Raw genomic sequence first — 21115 nt, 5'->3', positions numbered from 1 at the left:
GTATGACTAAATTGGCCCATGCTTCCAAACTAAAGGAGCATGACGACAATGACGATTTCCAAGGAACCACTGGACGAGCTGCTTAGCGGCGCCCAGAAGGCCAGTGCCTTCGCTTGGGATGCCCGTGACGTCAGATGCGGAAATTGTGGCGGCGAGGCCTGCCGGTGTGTCAACGGTTGATGCGTCAAAATATGCAGTCGTATTCATGTCAATCCTTTCCCGTTTTCGCGACCAATCTGTGGCCCGCATCGGTTGTTTTCGTTGTCGAACGGCACTCGGATTGTTGGTTTCTGTCAGAACAAGGCGACTATGGGCGTCGTCAGATTGAAACCGAAACTCAGTAAATCAAGACTGACCCTAGACAGAAATGTGGCAGGAAAATGGTGAAGACCGCGAAAGACTGCTTTGTCGAAGCGTAAACGCGTGACTTTCGGTCACTCGTTGCCAGATGTCTTTTAACTCATTGAATTCATGATATTTTTCAGGCGGTAGAAGTGCAATTCCATTGTCGCGCACTTCCGATCAAACACGCGCCACTGTTTCACTCTTTCGCAAACGCGAACGACCTTGGGGCAAAGCGGGGGGTATTATTGAAGGATGAGAAACCGGGCCAATTAGGCTATTTCTGCGGCTTCGACGCGGCTGGGGGCGCCATATCGTATGTATCGTCCAGAAGGATGCGATGCGCGTCGCCTTCCATATCGTCGTATTGGTTGTTGCGTATCGTCCATACAAAAGCGGCCAAGGCGCCAAGGCCCAAAAGCAGCGAACAGGGGACGAGTATGACGAGAATGTTCATAGTTACCTCGCACGGAGAGCATTGAGGGTCACAGTGATCGAACTGGTCGACATTGCAAGGGCTGCCATCAAGGGTGAGGCGAAGCCGCAGACCGCCAGAGGTATTGCGACCATGTTGTAAGCTGCAGCAAGGCCGAAGTTTTGCAGGATCAGACGGTGCGCAAGTTTGGCCGTGGTTATGGCCTCAGACACCAATTCGATCTGACCGGACACAAGGACAACGTCAGCGGCAGAACGGCTTGCTTCAAGCGCGGTGCCCGGCGAGATCGCGGCGTCGGCAGCCGTAAGAGCTGCGACATCATTCAAGCCGTCGCCGACCATCAGCACGTGATGGCCTTTCGCCTGGAGGCCTTCGATGTAGGAGAGTTTTTCCTTCGGACCGACGTCAGCAATTACAGTGGTCAGACCAAGCTCGCGGCCCAAGGCGTCGGCCTTTGTGGCGTTGTCCCCGGTCAAGACGTGCAGCGACAGCCCCATTTCTTCCAACTGTTCGATGCCTCCACGCGCGCCCGGCAGGAGATGTTCGGTCACATGCAGTGGCCAAGAATCCCCAAACTGGAATGCGGTCGCGTCGTCCGTGCCGATCCAATCGCCCCGGCCAAGGCGCACGGTTTCACCATTGTATGTGGCCTGCACGCCGGTGCCTGCCATCTCGGTAATATTGCCAAGCCTGGCAGGTGCAATGTCGCCAAGCGTTTTCACAAGGCTTTTTGACAACGGGTGGTCGGACTGCATCGCCAACGCTTTCAGGACGGCGCAGGCGTCGCGGCCAAGCGTGTCAGGCGCAGTCAGTGTTGGCCGGGTGAGCGTGCCGGTCTTGTCGAAGACTACGGTGTCTATGCTGGCAAGGCGTTCAAGGGCGGTGTCGGATTTCACCAACAGCCCGCGCCGAAACAGCCCGCCAGTCGCAGCGGCCGCGACGGCAGGAACGGCAAGGCCAAGCGCGCAGGGGCAGGTGATGATCAAGGTCGCAACGGCGACGTTCAGCGCATAGCGCACATCACCTGTCATGATCAGCCAGCCCGCGAATGCCGCAAAGGCTGTCAGGTGAACGATAGGCACATAAGCGCGTGCGGCACGGTCAGCGAGACCAGAATAGCGGCTTTTGGCACTCTCGGCGCGCGCCACAAGCTGCATGATGGAGCGCAGCATCGTGTCTTCGCCCACCGTCGTTACAGTTGCGGTGATCGGCCCGGTCAGGGTCACGTCGCCGGAGTAAAGAGTGTCCCCGAGGTCGATGCGAATTGGATCGCTTTCGCCGGTAAGAAGGCTGCGGTCAACCTGGACACTCCCTGCGGTAAGGCGCGCTTCGACAGGAACGCGGCCTCCCGCGGCAAGCCATATCTCATCCCCGATGGCAAGGTCCGACACCGCGGTGCTTTCGCGATTTTCGCCCCGTAAAACAATGGCGCGGCGAGGTTCAAGTGCCGCCAAATCTTGCGCTGCCGAGCGCGCAGCCGTGCGCATGCGTTGGTCAAGGACCCGCCCTGCCAGAAGGAAGAACGTCAGCGACAGGGCCGCGTCGAAATAGGCGTGTTCGCCTCCAGCGCTTGTTTCATAGACCGACATCCCAAGTGCCAAAAGGATCGCCAGCGAGATCGGGACGTCCATGTTGACGCGGCGCGCGCCAAGTGCGGTCCAGGCATTCTTGAAGAATGGTTGCGCCGAGAACATCGCTGCAGGGATCGCAATTGCGCCGCTGATCCAGTGGAACAGATCGCGTGTGGCATCCGTGGCACCCGACCAGATAGCAACCGACAAAAGCATGACGTTCATCATCGCAAAGCCAGCGACGCCAAGGCGCATCAAGATATCGCGGTCTCGGGAGTCAGAGGTATCTGCCAGATCGGCTTCGTGGGCTTCGATCCCGGCGCCAGCCAAAGCGTCGATCCAAGGAGTGGGGTCGGCGTTGAAGGGGGCGGTAACAGCGACACGGCGCAAGGACAGGTTGACGCGCGCGGCTTCGATACCGGGGAGTGCACGCAGAGTGCTTTCAACGGTTTGGATACACCCCGCGCAGTGGATTGTCGGCAGGTAAAGCTGATGGGTCGGCGCACCTGTATCGCCCGGCTCGGCATAGTTGGCAGGCGAAGCAGAGCAGGCTGGACAGGCTGCGATCACAAACCAATCCACATCACAATGCGCTGCCGAAAGAGCGTGCCATCTGCCGCACGCGCAACAAGGCGCAGGTTCCAGTTGCCCCGCAAAAGGGTACCGACTGGAGCGACGAATGCTTCGCCGTTATGGGTAAATGCAGGCGTCTGGTCGTCTCCAACGTGCGTGGCGCGGCCAAGCGTTGCCGACACGATGGTCGGCACAACGGGGCCGATGTCGTCAAGGATCGACAGCACCAGATCGGTGCCCTCTATATCCGCCGAGACGGTCCAGCCCAGCGCAAGTTGTGCGTCGCGGTCCGCATCAAAGGTCTGACTTGCGACGTAAGAGTTTTTGGTTTCAAGGCCGGGGAAGGTGTTCACAGCCATGAACGCAAGCGTCAGGTTGACCGCTAAGATAACCGAAAAGGCGGCGGCAAAAATGGCGAAGACGTGATAGCCGGTCAGAGTTCTTGCAGGCATTACGATCCCTTTCCGTTGAAGACTGTTTTCTCGCCTGCGCGCGCATCGGAATCAACTGCTTCAATCCAAAGGCTGAAGTCGGTGCGATCGCGGCTTGCGGCCGGATCTTGGGAGCGTGCGGTGACATAAGTGCGCACGCTTAGCGTTTCATTAGCAGGCACGACCACGTGGTTGGGCAGGCGGCTGTCGGCCTCGAGGCCGATCCGCAGGATATCGTCCGAGTTCAGCGATACCCGGAATTCCCGGTCAGCGCCCGTAAGGTTGCGGATGCGCAACGTATAGGCGTTGCGGATCGAACCGTCAGACAGGGTCACGAATTGCGGATTGCGCACAGGCTCGACTGTGAGCGAAATATCCGAGCGGACAAACAACGCCCAGACAAGGCCGATGCCGATAACGCTCCAGATTGCAGTGTAGATCATAGTGCGCAGGCGGAAGACGTGCTGCCAGATCGGGCGCGGTGGATCGCCTGAACGCTCGCGTGGCTCGTCGGCAAGCGCCAGATAATCGATAAGTCCGCGCTCCGCGCCGATCTTATCCATGACCTCGTCACAGGCATCGATGCACAACGCGCAGGTAATACATTCCATCTGCTGGCCGTCGCGGATGTCGATGCCCATCGGGCAGACATTCACACAGGCGCTGCAATCGATGCAGTCGCCCAACAACTCGGCACCCTCGGCTTTGCGGTGCTTGCCGCGGGGTTCTCCACGCCAGTCGCGATAGGCAACTGTCAGCGTGTCGTCATCCATCATCGCGGCCTGAATGCGCGGCCACGGACACATATAGATGCAGACCTGCTCGCGCATGAATCCGCCGAAGATAAAGGTCGTAGCCGTCAGTACAGCGATTGTGGAATAGGCGATAAAGGGCGCATCGAACGTTACCAGATTTGCGGCCAGAGTGGGCGCGTCGGCAAAGTAAAAGACCCAAGCGCCACCAGTTGCCACAGCGATCAAAAGCCAGACCGTCCATTTGGTCATGCGTAAGCGGACCTTTTTCGCCGTCCAGTCCGCGTTCCAAAGACGCACGCGCGCGTTTCGATCACCTTCAATCCATCTTTCAACAAGGACAAAAAGATCGGTCCAGACCGTTTGCGGGCAGGTATAACCGCACCAGACCCGGCCCAATGCCGATGTGAACAAAAAGAGCCCGAGGCCAGCCATGATAAGAAGGCCCGCAACGAAGTAGAACTCATGCGGCCAGATCTCGATCCAGAAGAAATAGAAGCGCCGCCCAACCATATCCCTCAGAACGGCCTGATCGGGAAGGTTTGGCCCGCGGTCCCACCGCAGCCATGGCGTGATGTAGTAGATCGCCAGAGTGACACCCATGATCCACCACTTCAGCGTGCGAAATTTTCCGGTCACACGACGGGGGAAGATAGGCTCTTGCGGCGCATAAAGCGGCTGTTCGTCGGACGCGCTCATGTTCAATAACTTTCCTGTTCGCACATCCTACTTAGCGATCGGATCCGTCGCCCACCTTGACCTGTGTCAACCACCGCAAAAAACGTGCCCCGATCCCAAAATTGTGCGAACAGGTCTGGGATCAGGGGCAACCAAGTCACATTTGCATGCGGCTTGGTGTTCTTTTGTCGCTAAAGCGACTTACTCGCCGCCACCAAGCTGGTGGACGTAAAGCGTGACGGCTTTGACCTCGGCGTCACTTAGACGCTCGCCCCAAGGCGGCATGACGCCAAAGCGCGCGTATTTGATGGTTTGCATCACGGTCTCGCGCGACCCGCCATAAAGCCAGATTGCATCCGACAGATTAGGCGCGCCAAGTTCGGGGTCGCCCATGCCGCCGTCTCCGTGACAGGACGAACATTCTGCGGCGAATATCTCGCCGCCAGCCGTGGCGAGTGTTGCGTCGTGATCTGTGCCCGACAGTGAGAGCACGTATTCGGCCGTCGAAGTGATTTCCTCTTCGGTGAGAACTTCGTCAAAGGCCGGCATTTCGGACCAGCGCGCGTCATAATCGGCCTCGTTGCGGATGCCGTGACGCACGGTGTATTCGATTGCCTCAAGCGATCCGCCCCAAAGCCAGGCATCATCCAGAAGGTTCGGATACCCAATAGCGCCCGCAGCCCCTGCCCCGTGACACTGCGAACAGTTGGCACGGAAGACGGCGGCACCACCGGCGACACCAAACAGGTGGGCCGGATCTGTTTGCTCAAGCGTCGAAAGGTCGGCGGTTGCCAAGCGCTCCGAAACGGCTGCGTTTTGTGCATCAACCTCTGCAATGTCTGCGGCAACTTCGGCCCGCGTTGAGTACCCAAGTAAACCGGCTGTCGCTCCCTGAACCATTGGCCATGCCGGATAGGCGATGGAATAGCCGATGCCCCAGACAATGGTGATGTAAAAGCACCAGAGCCACCAGCGCGGCAGAGGATTGTTCAACTCCTTGATGCCGTCCCATTCGTGGCCCGTAGTATCGACGCCTGTGACGTCGTCGTGGTGTGGATTGTCAGACATCAGCGCGCCTCCGGCTTAGTTGGAGCGGATTTGGAGCCGCCTTTACGGTCCGTATCGGCCGTGTCGTGAAGCTCAATTGGCAGCGTTTCATTCCGAAACGGAATGTCCGAAATATCGGCATGAAGGGCGCGACTTCCCGGACGGAACGCCCAGATAATAGCCCCAAAGTAAAACACGCACATCGCCAGAAGGACCCAGCTGTCGGCAAGTTCACGCAAGAAAGAATAGGTATCCATTGTCTGTTCCTCCCTTAGCGGCTTGCATCTGGCGTAAAGGTCGAAAAATCGACCAGCGTGCCAAGCATTTGCATGTAAGCGATCAACGCATCCATCTCGGTCAGGTCATCCTGACCATCGAAGTTGGACACAACCGCACCCGGATAACGTTCGACCAGTGCATCCCAGTCCCCGTCGGGGTTGGCCTGCACGCGAAAGTCAGCCTTTGCCTCAGCGATCATCTCGTCGGAGTAGGGAACGCCGACGAAGCGATGGGTGTTTAGAAGGTCTTCGATATGTTCGCCCTCGATTTTAGTGTCGAGAAGGAACCCATATCTTGGCATGACACTTTCGGGGACGACGGATTGTGGGTGCGTGAAGTGATCCACGTGCCAAGCATCCGAATAGCGCCCCCCCACACGCGCCAGATCAGGCCCTGTGCGCTTGGAGCCCCACTGATGCGGGTGGTCGTATTTGCTTTCGGCCGCCAGCGAGTAGTGTCCGTAACGTTCCACCTCGTCGCGCATCGGACGGATCATCTGGCTGTGACAGACATAGCAGCCCTCGCGGATGTAGACATCGCGCCCCGCCAGTTCGAGCGGTGTATAAGGCCGCATGCCCTCCACGTCCTCGATGGTGTTCTGAAGATAGAACAGGGGTGCAATTTCTACAATTCCGCCAACGGAGACGACCAAAAGAGAGCCAACCAGCAGAAGCATCGGGCTTCTCTCAATGATGGCGTGTTTGCTGAGTATGGACATAGTGTTCGCTCCTTTACTCTGCTGGGACGCCGACCGGCGCGGAGACGCGGGCGCCTCCTCGGATCGTCATCCACATATTCCAGACCATGATCAAGGCACCGGCGAGATACATCACGCCCCCCAATCCACGGACCACATACATCGGGAACTTGGCGCTGACCGTGTCGGCGAACGAGTTCACAAGGAAGCCTTGCGCATCAACTTCGCGCCACATCAGGCCTTCCATGATACCGGTCACCCACATCGAGGCCGCGTAAAGAACGATACCGATTGTAGCGAGCCAGAAGTGCCAGTTGATCGCCGACATCGAGTACATCTGTGCCCGGCCCCAAAGCTTGGGTGTAAGGAAGTAGAGTGCACCAAAGGTGATCATGCCGTTCCAGCCAAGGGCGCCAGAGTGAACGTGACCGATAGTCCAGTCGGTATAGTGGCTAAGCGAGTTGACCGCCCGGATCGACATCATCGGACCCTCAAAGGTCGACATGCCGTAGAACGCGAGGCTGATCACCATCATCCGGATGATCGGATCGGTCCGCAGCTTGTCCCATGCGCCTTGCAGGGTCATCAGACCGTTGATCATGCCGCCCCAGCTTGGCATCCACAGGATGATCGAAAAGACCATGCCCAGTGTCGACGCCCAATCTGGCAGCGCTGTGTAGTGAAGATGGTGCGGACCGGCCCAGATATACAGGAAGATCAGCGCCCAGAAGTGAATGATCGACAGCTTGTAGCTGAAGACCGGACGACCGGCCTGCTTGGGCACGAAATAGTACATCATGCCAAGGAAACCGGCGGTCAGGAAGAAGCCCACCGCGTTGTGGCCGTACCACCACTGGGTCATCGCGTCCTGCACACCCGAGAACAACTGGACAGATTTTGAACCCCAGATCGAGACCGGGATTGAGATGTTATTGATCAGATGCAGCATCGCCACGGTGACGATGAAAGACAAAAGGAACCAGTTGGCGACATAGATATGCTTTTCGCGGCGTCTGAAGAGAGTGCCCAGGAAGACCAGAAGGAAGGACACCCAGACGATTGTCAGCCAGATATCCACATACCATTCAGGTTCGGCGTATTCTTTTGATTGCGTCGACCCGAGAAGATACCCGGTTGCCGCAAGCACGATGAACAGCTGATAGCCCCAGAAAACGAACCATGAAAGATTACCGCCCCAAAGCCGCGCACCACATGTGCGTTGTACGATATAAAAAGACGACATGATCAACGCGTTGCCACCAAAGGCAAAAATTACCGCACTTGTGTGGAGGGGGCGCATGCGCCCAAAGTTCAGATAGGGCTGGGCCCATTCAAAATTCAAAACCGGGAAGGCCAGCTGGAAGGCGATGATGACGCCGACAAGAAACCCGACGCAGCCCCAAAATCCCGTCGCAATCACGCCCGCGCGGATTACGCCATCCATATATCCCGTCTCGTCAACGGCGGGGGATGGGTCGTCAAACTTCCGCAGGATCGAGATAAAGAGCCCGGCAGAGATCAGCATGATGAGGACAGCATGGACCTGATAGGCAAGGTCGTGACCCCAGTTTGCAGCCAAAGCCGCGACCAGGGCGATAAGCCCCAGAATAATAAGCTTGAAAATATTCAGCATAGTCATGTCCCGGATTTCGCGCCGCATGCAGCGCAGATCTGTTCGCCATTGTGGGATAGACAGGCAGGACCCTGCCCGCTTTGATCTCGATCAAACTGCGGAACTATCGCACCACATGAACTGCACAATCGGCGTGCCGGACCACCCAAGCGGCCGTCGAGCCAAGCAATATGTCCGACATCACAGGGCGGTGCGAGGCAATCACGATGCAGTCGGCGCCATTATCGGACGCCCATTTGGTGATTGTGCGTCCGGCCGCGCCATCGATAACGGCAGCGCTTGCGTTCTCGATACCGTCGGTCAGTTCTTTGAGACGGCGATCGATCTCTTGTGTTCGTGCGGAGAATGTCTGCTGAGGAATAATGTCAACGACATAAGCCGGGACGATTTCCATGACATGGAGGAAGGTAATTCTGGCACCCGTATCGGCCAGGCACTTCGCAACGTCTACAGCGCTTGCGACATCACGATCTTGATCAAAAGATACGGGAACGGCAATATTTTTGTACATGGAAGCTCGCCTGTTCGCGGCAATCGCAAACAGCATGTCGCGCTCCGTCACAGGGCGCCTTGACCGAGGTCAAATAGAGCTTATTCGCTGTTGTCTACTTCGTCGGACAGTGCGGCAAAATCGGGAACGCTCACGGTGCGGGTCCCGTCCAGAGCGATAACACCGTCTTTGCGCAAGGCGGTGAACTGGCGGCTAACGGTCTCGATGGTCAGGCCAAGGTAAGTCGCTATGGTTTCGCGGGACAACGGCAGTTCAATGCATATATCCAGTCCCGAAGGCTTGTCGGAAATCGGCCGTGAGCGTTGCGCAATCAAAAGCAGGAAGCTTGCAATCTTCTCGCGTGCAGTTTTGCGCCCCAATAGCAGCATCCAGTCGCGCGCAGCATCAAGTTCATCCAGCGCCATCTCAAGAAGCCGCACCGAAACATGCGGCATTTTCACCATTAGGTCTTCAAATGCCTTGCGGCGAAAGCAGCAGAGCGTGACCTCAGTGACGGCTGTTACATCGTGCGCCACGGTGTCACGACCCGGGCGGCCGATGAAGTCAGACGGTAACAAAAGGCCAACAACTTGTGTGCGACCGTCTTCCATCGACTGTGATAGGGTGGCGGTGCCGCTGACCAACGATGACAGTACTTCAAGCGGATCACCACGCAGCGCGATGGTCTGACCGGCTTGGTAGGTTTTGTAGAACTTGACAGAATCCAGCAAATTCAATTCTTGATCGTTCGCCCGTGAGCAAACGGCGCGGTGGCGCACCGGGCAGGATGCACACTGCGTGTGAGTGAGTTTCTCAGTTTTTTGATCGTTAAAGAGCATTAATGTATTCACGCATTTATCGCGGGAGATGCAAGAGCTTCATTCCAACGCAACTACTGGAAATTAAGGTTTTTTTGCATGCGACAACTGGTATCACGCGTGCCTGAACGCCCGAAAGCGTCAAGTTGCCTGAAAATCTGCGATTCGTCGCATGTTTGGGCAGCAGCTCACTTGCGCCATTTCGGGATCGTAGAAGCCGCGCTTAACGACCCTCGCGGCAACGGGTGATCCCAAGACATCCACGCTTAGAGGCTGCCCCGGTTGTGCGCAGTCCGGATCGACAAACGCATAGGAGATGTTCTGGTTGGTTCGGTGGCCCCACCCGGCTGACGTGACCGTTCCCACGATACCCGAGCCGTCCATCGCCGAGGCGCCGCCGTGGGCGGGTGCGTCTTTTGCGTGAAGTGTCAAGGTCACCAGCTTTTTCCTCGGTCCGCGACCAGCGCGCTTCGCGAGCGCCGCCTGGTCGACGAACGCGGGTTTATCGATTTTGACGAACCGTTGAAGACCCGCTTCAAAGGGATCAAATTCAGTCAGAATATCCGTTTTCCAGTGCAGGTAGCCCTTTTCAAGCCGCATAGACTCCACTGCAAGCGCGCCAAATAACTTAAAGCCATGAGATGCGCCGGCGTCTCGCAGAGCGGTGTAGGCGGCGTAAAGCGAGGCGCTCGGAACGTGGATTTCGTACGCCCATTCGCCGGAAAAACTGACCGCCATAACCGTCGCAGGAGCAATCCCGACAAAGCATTCACGCACCGACAGCCAGGGGAACGCGGCGTTTGACCAGTCAGCGCGACTGACGGCTTGCAGAACGGCTTGTGCCTTTGGTCTGGCTTGGAGTGCGGCCGCAAATTGCTGCCGAGGTCGATGATATGGCGATGATGCGCCTCTTGGCGCGCGACGGTGTCGGGCTTGCTGTGTTGCCGCCGATTGTTGTGCAAGACGAGTTGAGCAGTGGTCGGCTGATCGAGACGGACCGCTTGCCCGGCATCAGCGAGACGTTCTTTGCCGTCACGCTGAAGCGTCGGTTTCCAAATCCGCTTGTGGTCGAACTGCTGGAACGGCCAAAGAAGTAATCCGCCGCGTTTGCATCGGCTAAGCCAAAAAGTACCGGGCGTGGATCGGAAGAAGGGCCGCGCCCAGAGACCGCGCGCCTCTGCCAACACGGGCCTGTTCGATCCGCGGGCGTTCTATCAGCGTAATATCAAGATCTGCCGACGCTTTCTGCGTGGCCGCTGTCAGCCGCGCGCAGACCGGTGCAGGCATAGCTCCATCGATCAGTATTGCCTCAACCTCGACAATCGAACTGATTGACGCTGCAGCAATCGCAAGGCTTCGACTAGTGCTTTCGATCCAGGGCGCGACGTATTCTTCATAGCGCCCCCAGTCATCGATGTAATTTCGCAAAAGCAACGGATCAATGCCCGCTTCGATGAGCGACCTTTCAAGAACATGAAGCGAGGCCACATTCAACAACTCGGTCGCGCCCCCATTGCCGTCTGGCACCGGCATCGGACCAAGAGCCGCAGCGTTGCCGGTGCGCCCTGAAAATACTTTGCCGTTAAAGACCAAGCCTCCGCCGACGAATGCGCCAATGAATATATAGGCGAAGTCCAAAAATTCGTTGCCACGTCCAAGAAGATGTTCGGCCACGCAAGCCGAGGTCGCGTCGTTTTCGATGAACACTTCGAAGCCGGTTCTTTCTGCGATCGCGGCGCGTATATCGATATCCTGCCACGTCTGCATGGCGTCCGCCGGTGCGTTCACAACCTCAAGCCACTCCCAAAGTTTGCTTGGGCGGGCGACGCCGATGGCGGACACACTGTGGCGCGCTTTCGGGTGTTTTTCGAAGACACGCACGATACCGTCGGTCAGGAAGCGGAACACATCTTCGGTGGTCGGATAGGCATAAGCCGTTGTCATCGTTTCAAGCGGCGTGCCATTGAAGTCGACAAGCACCAGCTCGGCAGAACGCCGACCGATGTTGAGGCCAAGCGCATGCACACCTCTTGGATTAAGCGCCACTGGAACGGAAGGCTTGCCGACTTTTCCCTTGATCGCTTTGCCGCGACGAAGCAGGCCGTCGGCTTCAAGGGCGCGTGTGATATTTGAAACGGTCTGCGCCGACAGCCCCGAGCGTCTGGCGATCTCGGCACTTGGCATCGCGCCGTGGCGGCGAATGAAAGACAAAACAACGCGCGCATTCTGATCGCGCAAACCAGATTGATTGGCGCCCCCTTCGGGGTCAAGAATATGGATGTCGCTGCCAGCCAACGTTGGTTCTCCCTGACGAAACCTTTGTCGAATGCGTGGCTCAAGTCAATTTATAAATCACTTTTATTTATTTATTGACGATGCTCATGAATCCAAGTTACGTATCGACATCCCGGCGCGAGTCGGAGGATAAAAACCTTTGGGAGGAAACATGAAAAAACTACTTTTGGGTACGGCACTTGCCACCTTCGCTGCCGCAGGCGGCGCAATGGCCGCCGGCCACTCGACCACGGTTTGTCTGATCACAAAAACCGACACGAACCCTTTCTTCGTGAAGATGAAAGAGGGCGCCGAAGCCAAAGCTGAAGAGCTGGGCATGACGCTTAAGTCGTTTGCAGGTAAGATTGACGGCGACCACGAGACACAGGTTCAGGCGATCGAAACCTGCATTCTTGATGGCGCTAAAGGCATCCTGATCACGGCCTCTGACACGTCTTCCATCGTACCCGCCGTTCAGCAGGCGCGTGATGCAGGTCTGGTCGTTATCGCACTTGATACGCCGCTTACTCCAATTGATGCGGCTGACGCGACATTCGCAACCGACAATTTCCTTGCAGGCGAGCTGATCGGAAAATGGGCCGCGGGCCAGGTTGCTGATACCGCCACTGCAAAAATCGGCATGATGAACATCAACGTGTCGCAGCCTACCGTTGGCGTTCTGCGCAATCAGGGCTTCCTTCAGGGCTTTGGCATTGACCTCGCTGACCCTGCGAAATGGGGCGACGAGACAGACGCCCGCATCATCAACAATGAAGTCACCAACGCCAATGAAGAAGGCGGACGCAAGTCAATGGAAAACCTTCTGGTCATGGATGATGGCATCAACGTTCTTTACACCATCAATGAACCTGCTGCGGCCGGTGCATATGAGACGCTGAAAGACTTCGGCAAAACCGATGACGTGATCGTTGTATCCGTCGACGGCGGCTGTCCAGGCGTTCAGAACGTCGCGGACGGTGTGATCGGTGCGACTTCGCAGCAGTATCCGCTGCTGATGGCGGCACTTGGCGTAGAAGCCATCAAAAAGTGGGCCGATGAAGGCATCAAGCCAGAGCTGACACCGGGCAAAGACTTCTTTGACACAGGCGTTGCGCTTGTGACGGACAGCCCGGTCGAAGGCGTACCTTCGATCTCGTCTGAAGAAGGCCTTCGCCTCTGCTGGGGTTAATTCGCCATTGGGGAGGGCGCGCTTTGTGCGCCCTCCTACACCGGATCAAGACAGACCAGATAAAAACTGACATTATCGCGAAAAACAAAATGGCCTGACGGTTCGCCGTTCTGGGGGAGAAATGCTCATGTCTCAAAATTCGTCCGCCGACGACTATGAAAAGTCTATCACCAGCAGCCAAGAAGCTGTTGTCGAGTTTGAGGACACGCGAAAAGGGCTGATTGGACAGCTTCAGCACCTTCTGCACAGCAACCCGGCCGCTGTACCGCTTATCGTTCTGGTCGCGTCGATCGCGGTGTTTGGCCTTCTGGTGGGTGAACGCTTCTTCTCGCCCTTTGCGATGACATTGATTTTGCAGCAGGTTCAGATCGTTGGCATCGTGGCTGCAGCGCAAAGCCTTGTTATCCTGACCGCAGGCATCGACCTAAGCGTCGGAGCTATTATGGTGCTGTCGTCCGTCGTCATGGGCCAGTTCACATTCCGCTACGGCTTGCCGGTCGAAGTGTCTATTGCCGCCGGGCTGACCGTTGGCGCGCTGTGCGGAGCAATCAACGGTTGGCTGATCGCGCATATGAAATTGCCGCCCTTCATCGTGACACTTGGAATGTGGCAGATCGTTCTGGCCTCGAATTTCCTGTATTCAGCGAACCAGACGATCCGCAGCCAGGACATCGAGGCGAACGCGCCCCTTTTGCAGGTTTTCGGAACTAAGTTTGAGATCGGCGGTGCGACCTTAACGGTCGGCGTGATCTTCATGTTGGTACTGATATTCACCCTATCCTATTCGCTTAAACACACGGCCTGGGGGCGACACGTCTATGCTGTCGGGGATGACCCGGAAGCCGCAGAATTATCTGGCGTAAACGTCAAGCGCACGCTTATTTCAGTCTACGTCCTATCAGGTCTTATCTGTGCCTTCGCCGGATGGGCCATGGTCGGACGCATCGGATCAATCTCACCCACCTCAGGTCAGTTGGCCAATATCGAAAGTATCACTGCCGTGGTGATCGGAGGCATCTCGCTGTTTGGGGGGCGCGGATCGATCCTGGGATCGCTTTTCGGAGCGCTGATCGTGGGCGTCTTCACGCTTGGCTTGCGCCTGCTGGGCGCGGACGCACAGTGGACGTTCCTTCTTATCGGGCTTCTCATCATCGCCGCTGTCGCGGTTGACCAGTGGATCAGAAAGGTATCGGCATAATGGAACCTATTCTCAAAGGACGAAATCTGGTTAAGCGCTATGGCAAGGTCACAGCTCTCGACCATTGTGACTTCGATCTGTATCCGGGCGAAATCCTCGCCGTGATCGGTGACAACGGGGCTGGCAAATCAACCTTGATCAAAGCGGTATCGGGGGCGGTTATCGCCGACGCCGGGGATGTCTGGCTTGAAGGCAAAAAGATCCAGTTCACAACGCCCATTCAGGCACGTGAACACGGGATCGAGACGGTCTATCAGACGCTTGCGATGTCCCCTGCCCTGTCAATTGCGGACAACATCTTCATGGGCCGCGAAATCCGGAAATCCGGATTCATGGGCAAGGTCATGCGCCAGCTTGACCGGCCTGCGATGGAGAAATTCGCCCGCGATAAGCTTTCCGAACTGGGGCTGATGACCATTCAAAACATCAATCAAGCGGTAGAGACTCTTTCCGGCGGCCAGCGTCAGGGCGTGGCAGTGGCACGCGCCGCGGCGTTCGGGTCCAAAGTCATTATTCTGGACGAACCCACAGCGGCACTAGGCGTCAAGGAAAGCCGCCGGGTTCTTGAGCTTATTCAGGATGTGAAATCGCGTGGCATCCCGATCATCCTGATCAGCCACAACATGCCGCATGTGTTCGAGGTTGCAGACCGCATTCACGTTCACCGGTTGGGCAAGCGTCTTTGTGTCATCGACCCGAAGGATCATTCGATGTCGGATGCCGTGGCCTATATGACCGGTGCGAAAGAACCGGATCAAACGCTGGCCGCATAGCAACTCAATGACTTCGCCATCAGATATTGCCACCCGAATTGCGGACCGCGTCGAGGCTTTGCCCGATCCGAAATTACGAAACCTGATCGCAATCGCCGGGCCGCCTGCTTCGGGGAAAACGACCGTCGCCATTGCGCTTCAAAAGGTGCTGAACGCGCGCGGGATGGCGACGGGGCTTGTCGCGATGGATGGCTTTCATCTGGACAATTCAGTGCTTGATGCGCGCGGATTGCGTGACCGGAAGGGCGCGCCGGACACTTTTGATCTGGGTGGGTTTGCGTCCTTGTTGACCCGTCTGGGCGTCGAGGACGAAGTCATCGCGCCAGCGTTTGATCGCGCGCGGGACGCGTCGATCGGATCAAGCTCTATTGTAACGGCAGATATGACCACCGTCGTCGTCGAGGGAAATTACCTCCTGCTGAACGAACCGGGGTGGTGCGACTTGCGCGAACACTGGGCGTTTTCTGTGATGCTGGCCGTTGGCGAACAAGAGCTTGAAAACCGGTTGATTCAGCGTTGGCTTAACTTCGGCTTTCCCAAATCGGAAGCCCGCGCAAAGGCCCTGCACAACGACCTTCCGAACGCGACCCGCGTTCTGGAAAATAGCTTGCCCGCCGATATGACAGTTTCGCACTAGGCGCGTTTGGCCAGCACGCTCATGTGGGCGATATTCGTGGACGCGGAATGTTGAGGGGGGATCGAACTGGTGGCGGAGCGCGAGACCAAGGCCCCGCTTGACCCCGCCAAACAGGTTGCGGCACGGCTCAAAAAGGCGGCCTTCGCCAATGAGCTGATCTGCTACTCGATGAACGGCACAATTGACGGGCAATTCGGGGACCACATTCTGATCGCCCCGCCGTTCATCATCACCGGAGATCAGATCGACAAGTTTGCGCACGCCGCGAGATATGCCGGGACCGCCTAGGTTAAACGCTGGCGAAGAAGCTTTAGTCCGCATTCAAATATGGCCGGGTTTTCCGCCGCGCGCGCAGCAAGTTGCGCGCCTTCCAGAAGCGGCAAGGTCGCCGCGGCTTCTGCTGCGGGGTCTTCAACGCCGGCAATTGTGCCGTCACATCTGCCCACTGCAAACGTGGCTTCCAACCAACCGATCATCATCATCCGAAAGCGACCTATTTGCGCGGTGACTTCGGAAGGAAGGCTTTCGCGGCTCGTGGAAAACGACACACAAAGGCAAAGGCTTTTGCCACCATCTAAAGCCTCGTGATAGAGGTTGATAAGTGCCAGAAGGCGCGCACCACCCGTTGGTTCAGCCGCATCAACCCTGGCGCAAGCGGCTTCCTTATCGGCGTGGTAGCGATGCATAAGAGCGACCGACAATGCGGCCTTCGTCGGGAAATGGTGGTGGACGCTTGCTTTGCGAATGCCCACACTTTCGGCGAGATCCGCATAGCTAAACCCGTCGAACCCACGCGTTCTCGCAGCCCGTTCGGCGGTCATCAGCAATGCGGTTTTGGTGTCGGTTGGCATGGTCGCAGATCGGTTCCTAGATATTTTATATTTTTAATGCGTTCTCTGCAGCTTCCAAAGCACCTTCGATGTAACCACCAAACTGCGGAGCAACTTCAGTTCCGGCGAAGTGAAGCTTGCCGTCCCACAAACCTGTCATGGCGCGGGGCATCCCATATGTCGGATGAGCATAAAGCGGCCTCGCATCGGCATCGGTCGCAGTGTGTGGATCAAACGCCCAGTCTTTAAGGTAGAGCTTTTGGGGCTCGGACGCCTCTGGTCCGAAAAGATGGCCCAACTGTGCAAGAATGTTCTGGCGCAGAACTTGCGCATCGGCGCGCCCTTCGGGTGGCACGCCAACAAACCCAAAAAGCGCAAAAGGTCCGCCCTCGGCAGGGGACGCATCGTGAACTTCTACCATCGGCCCGATATGGCTTACGGCGTCACCCGACAGTCCGGCCTCGCGCCAGATCGGCCGGTCGTAAACAGCAAGTGCCTTGGCATGACCGGCCATCCAGGTTGCGATACCTTGCATTGCGTGCATCGCATCGCTGGGTAAGGACGGGACAAAATCAATCCGCGCGGCGACGCGCGGCGGCAGTGCCAGGACGACACGATCTGCGCTCACAGTATCGCTATCGATGAGTTTTGCTGTGATGGCGTCGTCTGTTTTGGCAAGCTGGGCGACCTGTGCATTCAGGCGTTTGCGCATCGCAGGCAATCGTTCAGCCAAGCAATGCGTTAGCTGGTCCAACCCACCCTTCAGACGCCAGGACCCTTCCATCGAAGCGAAGCCACGCCCGCGATGAACGTGGCCCCGTTCATCTTCAACCATCTGAATACCTTTAGAGTATTGGTCGAACTTCTCTAATTCCAATTTAGCAATCAGGGCCGCAATACGCGGTTGTCCGGGCCAAAACCACGCCGGGCCCATGTCGTAGTACCCGGAGCCATAACGCTCGGTCATGATACGGCCGCCAAAACGATCGCGCGCCTCGACAAGGATATAGTCATGACCGTCCGCCTCTAAGGCGGACGCAAGCGCGAGGCCGGACAGGCCTCCCCCGATAATCAAAGTCCGCATTCAGAAGCTTTCAGAGGCTGGACGCAGATCAAGCTCATGCGTCCAGATTGACTGCGGCTGATGCGATAGCTGCCAATACACTTCCGCGATATCCTCGGGTTTCATCATCCTGCCGGGATCAAGGCTATGAAGATCACGGGAGCGATCCGTGTCGATAATACCGTCAAGAATGGCGTGGCAAACATGGACGCCGGCAGGGTGGAATTCACGCGCAAGCGATTGGGTCAGCCCTCGCAATGCAAACTTGGCGCTGGCGAAGGCCGAGAATTTGGCCCCTCCGCGCAAAGAGGCTGTTGCCCCCGAGACGATAAACGTACCGCCGTCGTTTTGGACCATAGGTTTCATGGTCGCTTGGGCCAAAAGCACCGCGGTCTGAACCATTGAAGCCCAGGTGCGCTGGTAATCGCCCAAGGACGTGGCAGAAAAAGGCGCGATCACCAGTTCAGAGGTATTGTGGATGACGACCCTTGGCGGGCCATAAGCCTCGATGATTTCGGCAATCTTTGAAGGTACTAACACCGCGTCTGTCAGATCAAGCGTGTGGAAGTCGCCGATCGTGTCATCGGGACGTGTGCGCCCCAGACCCACGGGCTGGAACCCGCCCGCCTCAAAGCGCGAAAGAAGCGATTGACCCAATCCAGCCCCCGCTCCGGCAACAAGTACCAACTGCTTTTGCGCGACCATCAGATTGTCGGGGCCTTAGCGTGCCGAAGGTGGCCAGTTTTGATCCACACTTTTGCACCGTCGTTGCCCGCTACAATATTCAAAGACTGTCCCTCGGGCAATCGAAGCCACGCGCCTTTCCCAAGCGTCTCGCCGCCTTCAACGGCAGACCCCGCGATGACAAGCATCTCAATTCCTCCGACGTTGGAATTCACAAGCGCCGCGCCTGGGTCCATTTCGCTGTAGGTTACAACCTCGCGCGCATCACGATGCAATTCAGCCAAAGCAACACCGCCAACGGGCGCGGCCAATTCATCTGCCATGGTTTTGCGGAACTGGTTGCGATCTTCCATGTCGAACTGCCAAAGCTTCACAAATATGGTGCAGCCCGGTTCTGATCCCGGCGTATGCGCGGTTGTTGGAGGGTTCCGGACATATGTTCCCTCGGGGTAGTCGCCATGTTCGTCCTGAAAGACGCCGTCAAGCACGATAAATTCTTCGCCGCCGGTATGGGTATGGGCTGAAAACTGGCTTGTCGCAGCGTACCGCACGATGGAGGTCGCGCGCGCGACTTCATCGCCGATACGATCCAGCATGCGTCGGTCCACACCCGGCATGGGGGACGCAGTCCACTCGACCTGATCCGAATGAATAACAACACGCGCTTTAAAATCGGCGTTCAGTTCCATATTCGTTCTCCCTTCAGGCACAATATTATATAAATCTAATTGCCTACCTACTAATAGGCATTCAATCTGGCTTGAGAAACCATCTTACTGACTTCTCCCGCTGAACACGCTACCTGAATGTGCGTTGGCTTGACGGGATATAGCTTCCAAGACGGGGCCTTTTGGGGCGAATGGCGGCTTCTCAAGGGTGCCGGACACCCGTGCGGCAGCATCGGCATTGCGCACGCGGACCTCACAGAACCCTCCAGATTCCCACGCGGCTTGCTTTGCGATTCACATATTTGGAGGTGGCTCATGGGTAAATCACTGTCATTGGACATCCATGAGCGAGTTTTTTCCTTAGTTGAAGACGGGTTTTCCTGCCACGAGGCACACCGGATCGGTGGCGGCAGCACCGCAGGGATGGCCGCGTATCAGCAAGCTGGATGCGGTCTCGAAGTTTCTGAAAGGTAAGATCGAGGCAACGCCAGACAAGACTCTCCCGGAACTAGCGGCGGGACTGTTCGAAGAACATGAGGTCATTTAACGCATTGCCGCCATGGGCGCATGGCTTTCTGATAACAGGCTGCGCTTTGCGTAATCGCCTAGAACGAAGCCTCTATTGCGTCAACGGGAGTGTTGGCAGTAGTTCATCAATCGCGGCCTTCACGTCGGCCGGCATCGGCAAGGCATCTTTTTCACGCGTCCAGAGCGATACAAAATCGCTCGCGGTTTCGCGCGCGACATCAAGAACCATTTTTGTGGGTAACGCTGCTTTAGCAGCAAGATGGGAAATTTCATCTTCATCAAAGGCTACAAAATCCCGAACGCGACTATAGTTCAATGCGAAGCTATCGCCCTTAATGTAAGGGACTGTTGATACAAAATCATAGGCTGGCGATAGGGCAGCGTTGCGTCGATCTGGGTAGATCAGCGACCAGTTCTTGAGATGCATATCCCCGTTTCCAATCAGCGTGCTGAAAGTCAGACGACGTATGAATTCACGGATGTCTTCATCTGACCCTTCTGCTGCGATGACGGCAACAATGTTTCGCATGCTCGCTTTCTTATATTTATCCTCGCCGTAGACACCAAAGACTTGCGCGAAGTCCTCAATATGCACGCGCTCTCCGCTAGGGTGCCGGTCAAAGCGTTCGATAACGAAGGCCTTAGTTCCAAAGCGATCAGTACCGTCAGGCAGGTTTGAGATACTGTCGATATCGACCAGATCAATGCGAGGCACGTCCATGCCGAGCATGCTGGCCAGCCGCATCATTGAGAATTCGTTTTCAGGGACACCCATGTATTCCCGAGAAGGCAGCTTGACGATCCAGTCACCGCCGATGCCAGAGGCCGGAATAGTCAGCCCACCGCTGGCGCTTTCGACGGCTGAGAATTTCAGCTGAACACCAGCGAGAGAGAAGCGAAGCATGTTGCCTTTGTACTTGCGCGAGCCTTCGCCTTCGACATGTGCGGCCTCTGGCGGCCAGATTTCCCCATCCGCTGGTTTGATTGTAATGGCGCCAGGAAGGTCGCGCCCTAACGCCCAAAGCAAAAAGAATTCGCGCTCGGCATTCACCCCTGCTTGTTCCGCGAGGTACTTGCGCAAGTGACCCTCCGGCAAGAGGTTGGAAAAAAACGGCATGACCTGCTTCTGGACGGGCTTAAATTCGGTGCGCAACTCACCGAACTCATCTTTGAAAAACAGGCCGAGTGTTGGGCGGTCAGGGTTCTCAATGTACGCTTCGTTGAACGCGAACAGGCTGCGATCCCCCGCAACGCGTGTCAGCGTTCCGATGGTCTCACCATAAAGCTCTACATTTAAAACAGATACATCAGCCATCACTGTCATCCTCATCCAGGCTGTAGGCCGGTCTATTGGTTGGTTGATCACTCATGTGTGATGGTACGCTGTGTGCCAACATTTTGCGGAGACGCTGAGCGTCTTTGGCGATTTTTTCGAGGCTCTTGAGGCCTCCAGAATTCTCGACTGCCTCAAGTGCGCTGCGCATATTCCTGATCGCGTCAGTCTCCTGCAAGCTGTTGCGGAAA

At 56.8% G+C, this 21115-nt stretch carries 22 protein-coding genes and 4 pseudogenes; 7 read left to right on the top strand and 19 right to left on the bottom strand.

Translation table 11 applies throughout. From position 1 onward, the window contains the following. Positions 1–6: 6 nt before the first annotated feature. From Q1B15_RS14240 to Q1B15_RS14185, 12 genes are all read right to left on the bottom strand, one after another. Positions 7–207 (bottom strand): hypothetical protein, encoded by a 201-nt coding sequence (locus tag Q1B15_RS14240; RefSeq protein ID WP_299754664.1) that lies wholly within the window; start codon positions 205–207, stop codon positions 7–9. A gap of 412 nt (positions 208–619) precedes the next feature. Further along, positions 620–799 (bottom strand): cbb3-type cytochrome oxidase assembly protein CcoS, encoded by a 180-nt coding sequence (gene ccoS / locus Q1B15_RS14235; protein ID WP_299754662.1) that lies wholly within the window; start codon positions 797–799, stop codon positions 620–622. Positions 800–801: 2 nt separating this feature from the next. Further along, positions 802–2931 carry a heavy metal translocating P-type ATPase gene (locus tag Q1B15_RS14230; RefSeq protein ID WP_299754659.1) on the bottom strand — a complete coding sequence of 710 codons (2130 nt, stop codon included), beginning with the start codon at positions 2929–2931 and terminating at the stop codon, positions 802–804. Further along, positions 2916–3374 (bottom strand): FixH family protein, encoded by a 459-nt coding sequence (locus Q1B15_RS14225; protein ID WP_299754657.1) that lies wholly within the window; start codon positions 3372–3374, stop codon positions 2916–2918. Before Q1B15_RS14225 ends, Q1B15_RS14230 begins: the two co-directional genes overlap by 16 nt. After that, complete coding sequence (gene ccoG / locus Q1B15_RS14220) at positions 3374–4804, bottom strand: cytochrome c oxidase accessory protein CcoG (RefSeq protein ID WP_299754655.1); 1431 nt, start codon at positions 4802–4804, stop codon at positions 3374–3376. The genes Q1B15_RS14225 and ccoG overlap by 1 nt, the downstream gene beginning before the upstream one ends. A 180-nt stretch (positions 4805–4984) precedes the next feature. Then, positions 4985–5851, bottom strand: coding sequence for a cytochrome-c oxidase, cbb3-type subunit III (gene ccoP / locus Q1B15_RS14215; RefSeq protein WP_299754653.1), 867 nt, complete (start codon positions 5849–5851; stop codon positions 4985–4987). Next, positions 5851–6087 carry a cbb3-type cytochrome c oxidase subunit 3 gene (locus Q1B15_RS14210; protein WP_299754651.1) on the bottom strand — a complete coding sequence of 79 codons (237 nt, stop codon included), beginning with the start codon at positions 6085–6087 and terminating at the stop codon, positions 5851–5853. The genes ccoP and Q1B15_RS14210 overlap by 1 nt, the downstream gene beginning before the upstream one ends. A gap of 14 nt (positions 6088–6101) precedes the next feature. Next, positions 6102–6827 (bottom strand): cytochrome-c oxidase, cbb3-type subunit II, encoded by a 726-nt coding sequence (gene ccoO, locus Q1B15_RS14205; RefSeq protein ID WP_299754649.1) that lies wholly within the window; start codon positions 6825–6827, stop codon positions 6102–6104. A gap of 13 nt (positions 6828–6840) precedes the next feature. Further along, on the bottom strand, positions 6841–8439 hold the full coding sequence (gene ccoN / locus Q1B15_RS14200) for a cytochrome-c oxidase, cbb3-type subunit I (protein WP_299754647.1): 1599 nt from the start codon (positions 8437–8439) through the stop codon (positions 6841–6843). A 103-nt stretch (positions 8440–8542) separates the two neighbouring features. Beyond that, positions 8543–8950: a universal stress protein gene (locus Q1B15_RS14195; protein ID WP_299754645.1), complete on the bottom strand. Its 408-nt coding sequence runs from the start codon at positions 8948–8950 to the stop codon at positions 8543–8545. An 80-nt stretch (positions 8951–9030) separates the two neighbouring features. Further along, positions 9031–9768, bottom strand: a complete 738-nt coding sequence (gene fnrL / locus Q1B15_RS14190) for a transcriptional regulator FnrL (RefSeq protein ID WP_299754643.1) — start codon at positions 9766–9768, stop codon at positions 9031–9033. A gap of 120 nt (positions 9769–9888) precedes the next feature. Further along, the gene (locus Q1B15_RS14185) at positions 9889–10578 is read right to left on the bottom strand and encodes a glycine cleavage T C-terminal barrel domain-containing protein (RefSeq protein WP_366141729.1); all 690 of its coding nucleotides are present in this window, start codon (positions 10576–10578) and stop codon (positions 9889–9891) included. A 23-nt stretch (positions 10579–10601) separates the two neighbouring features. On the opposite strand from Q1B15_RS14185, the pseudogene Q1B15_RS14180 reads away from it, so the two are divergent. Then, positions 10602–10844, top strand: a pseudogene (locus Q1B15_RS14180) (LysR substrate-binding domain-containing protein); the annotation flags it as partial. A gap of 19 nt (positions 10845–10863) precedes the next feature. Here Q1B15_RS14180 and Q1B15_RS14175 read toward each other — a convergent pair. Next, positions 10864–12042 carry an ROK family transcriptional regulator gene (locus tag Q1B15_RS14175; RefSeq protein WP_299754641.1) on the bottom strand — a complete coding sequence of 393 codons (1179 nt, stop codon included), beginning with the start codon at positions 12040–12042 and terminating at the stop codon, positions 10864–10866. 151 nt (positions 12043–12193) lie between these two features. On the opposite strand from Q1B15_RS14175, the gene Q1B15_RS14170 reads away from it, so the two are divergent. From Q1B15_RS14170 to Q1B15_RS14150, 5 genes and pseudogenes are all read left to right on the top strand, one after another. Next, positions 12194–13210 (top strand): sugar ABC transporter substrate-binding protein, encoded by a 1017-nt coding sequence (locus Q1B15_RS14170; protein WP_299754639.1) that lies wholly within the window; start codon positions 12194–12196, stop codon positions 13208–13210. A 127-nt stretch (positions 13211–13337) separates the two neighbouring features. Continuing rightward, positions 13338–14408, top strand: a complete 1071-nt coding sequence (locus Q1B15_RS14165) for an ABC transporter permease (RefSeq protein ID WP_299754637.1) — start codon at positions 13338–13340, stop codon at positions 14406–14408. Beyond that, positions 14408–15181, top strand: coding sequence for an ATP-binding cassette domain-containing protein (locus tag Q1B15_RS14160; RefSeq protein WP_299754635.1), 774 nt, complete (start codon positions 14408–14410; stop codon positions 15179–15181). The genes Q1B15_RS14165 and Q1B15_RS14160 overlap by 1 nt, the downstream gene beginning before the upstream one ends. Before the next feature lie 7 nt (positions 15182–15188). After that, entirely contained in the window at positions 15189–15818 is a 630-nt protein-coding gene (locus Q1B15_RS14155; protein WP_299754633.1) for a sugar transporter, read from the top strand. 5 nt (positions 15819–15823) lie between these two features. Next, a pseudogene (locus Q1B15_RS14150) lies at positions 15824–16106 on the top strand (aspartate aminotransferase family protein); the annotation flags it as partial. Here Q1B15_RS14150 and Q1B15_RS14145 read toward each other — a convergent pair. The 4 genes from Q1B15_RS14145 to Q1B15_RS14130 are packed head-to-tail and all read right to left on the bottom strand — an operon-like array spanning position 16103 to position 19084. Then, positions 16103–16669: a TetR/AcrR family transcriptional regulator gene (locus tag Q1B15_RS14145; RefSeq protein WP_299754631.1), complete on the bottom strand. Its 567-nt coding sequence runs from the start codon at positions 16667–16669 to the stop codon at positions 16103–16105. The pseudogene Q1B15_RS14150 and the gene Q1B15_RS14145 sit on opposite strands and share 4 nt — an antisense overlap. 25 nt (positions 16670–16694) lie before the next feature. Next, on the bottom strand, positions 16695–17732 hold the full coding sequence (locus Q1B15_RS14140; RefSeq protein WP_299754629.1) for an FAD-dependent oxidoreductase: 1038 nt from the start codon (positions 17730–17732) through the stop codon (positions 16695–16697). After that, the gene (locus tag Q1B15_RS14135) at positions 17733–18416 is read right to left on the bottom strand and encodes an SDR family NAD(P)-dependent oxidoreductase (RefSeq protein WP_299754627.1); all 684 of its coding nucleotides are present in this window, start codon (positions 18414–18416) and stop codon (positions 17733–17735) included. It abuts the gene before it with no gap. Further along, positions 18416–19084, bottom strand: a complete 669-nt coding sequence (locus tag Q1B15_RS14130) for a cupin domain-containing protein (RefSeq protein WP_299754625.1) — start codon at positions 19082–19084, stop codon at positions 18416–18418. Before Q1B15_RS14130 ends, Q1B15_RS14135 begins: the two co-directional genes overlap by 1 nt. A gap of 294 nt (positions 19085–19378) precedes the next feature. Here Q1B15_RS14130 and Q1B15_RS14125 point away from each other — a divergent pair. Beyond that, positions 19379–19604 (top strand): annotated as a pseudogene (locus Q1B15_RS14125) (IS630 family transposase); the annotation flags it as partial. Positions 19605–19682: 78 nt separating this feature from the next. Here the strand turns inward: Q1B15_RS14125 and Q1B15_RS14120 are convergent. Beyond that, a complete protein-coding gene (locus Q1B15_RS14120; protein ID WP_366141728.1) occupies positions 19683–20909 on the bottom strand; it encodes a type II toxin-antitoxin system HipA family toxin in 1227 nt (408 codons plus the stop codon). After that, positions 20899–21115: pseudogene (locus Q1B15_RS14115) on the bottom strand (XRE family transcriptional regulator); the annotation flags it as partial. The gene Q1B15_RS14120 and the pseudogene Q1B15_RS14115, both read right to left, overlap by 11 nt.

It is taken from the genome of uncultured Boseongicola sp. (assembly GCF_937988555.1).
Classification (GTDB): domain Bacteria; phylum Pseudomonadota; class Alphaproteobacteria; order Rhodobacterales; family Rhodobacteraceae; genus Boseongicola.
The sequence above is the reverse complement of the archived record's forward strand: the minus strand, read 5'-3'. Positions and strand labels throughout refer to the sequence as shown.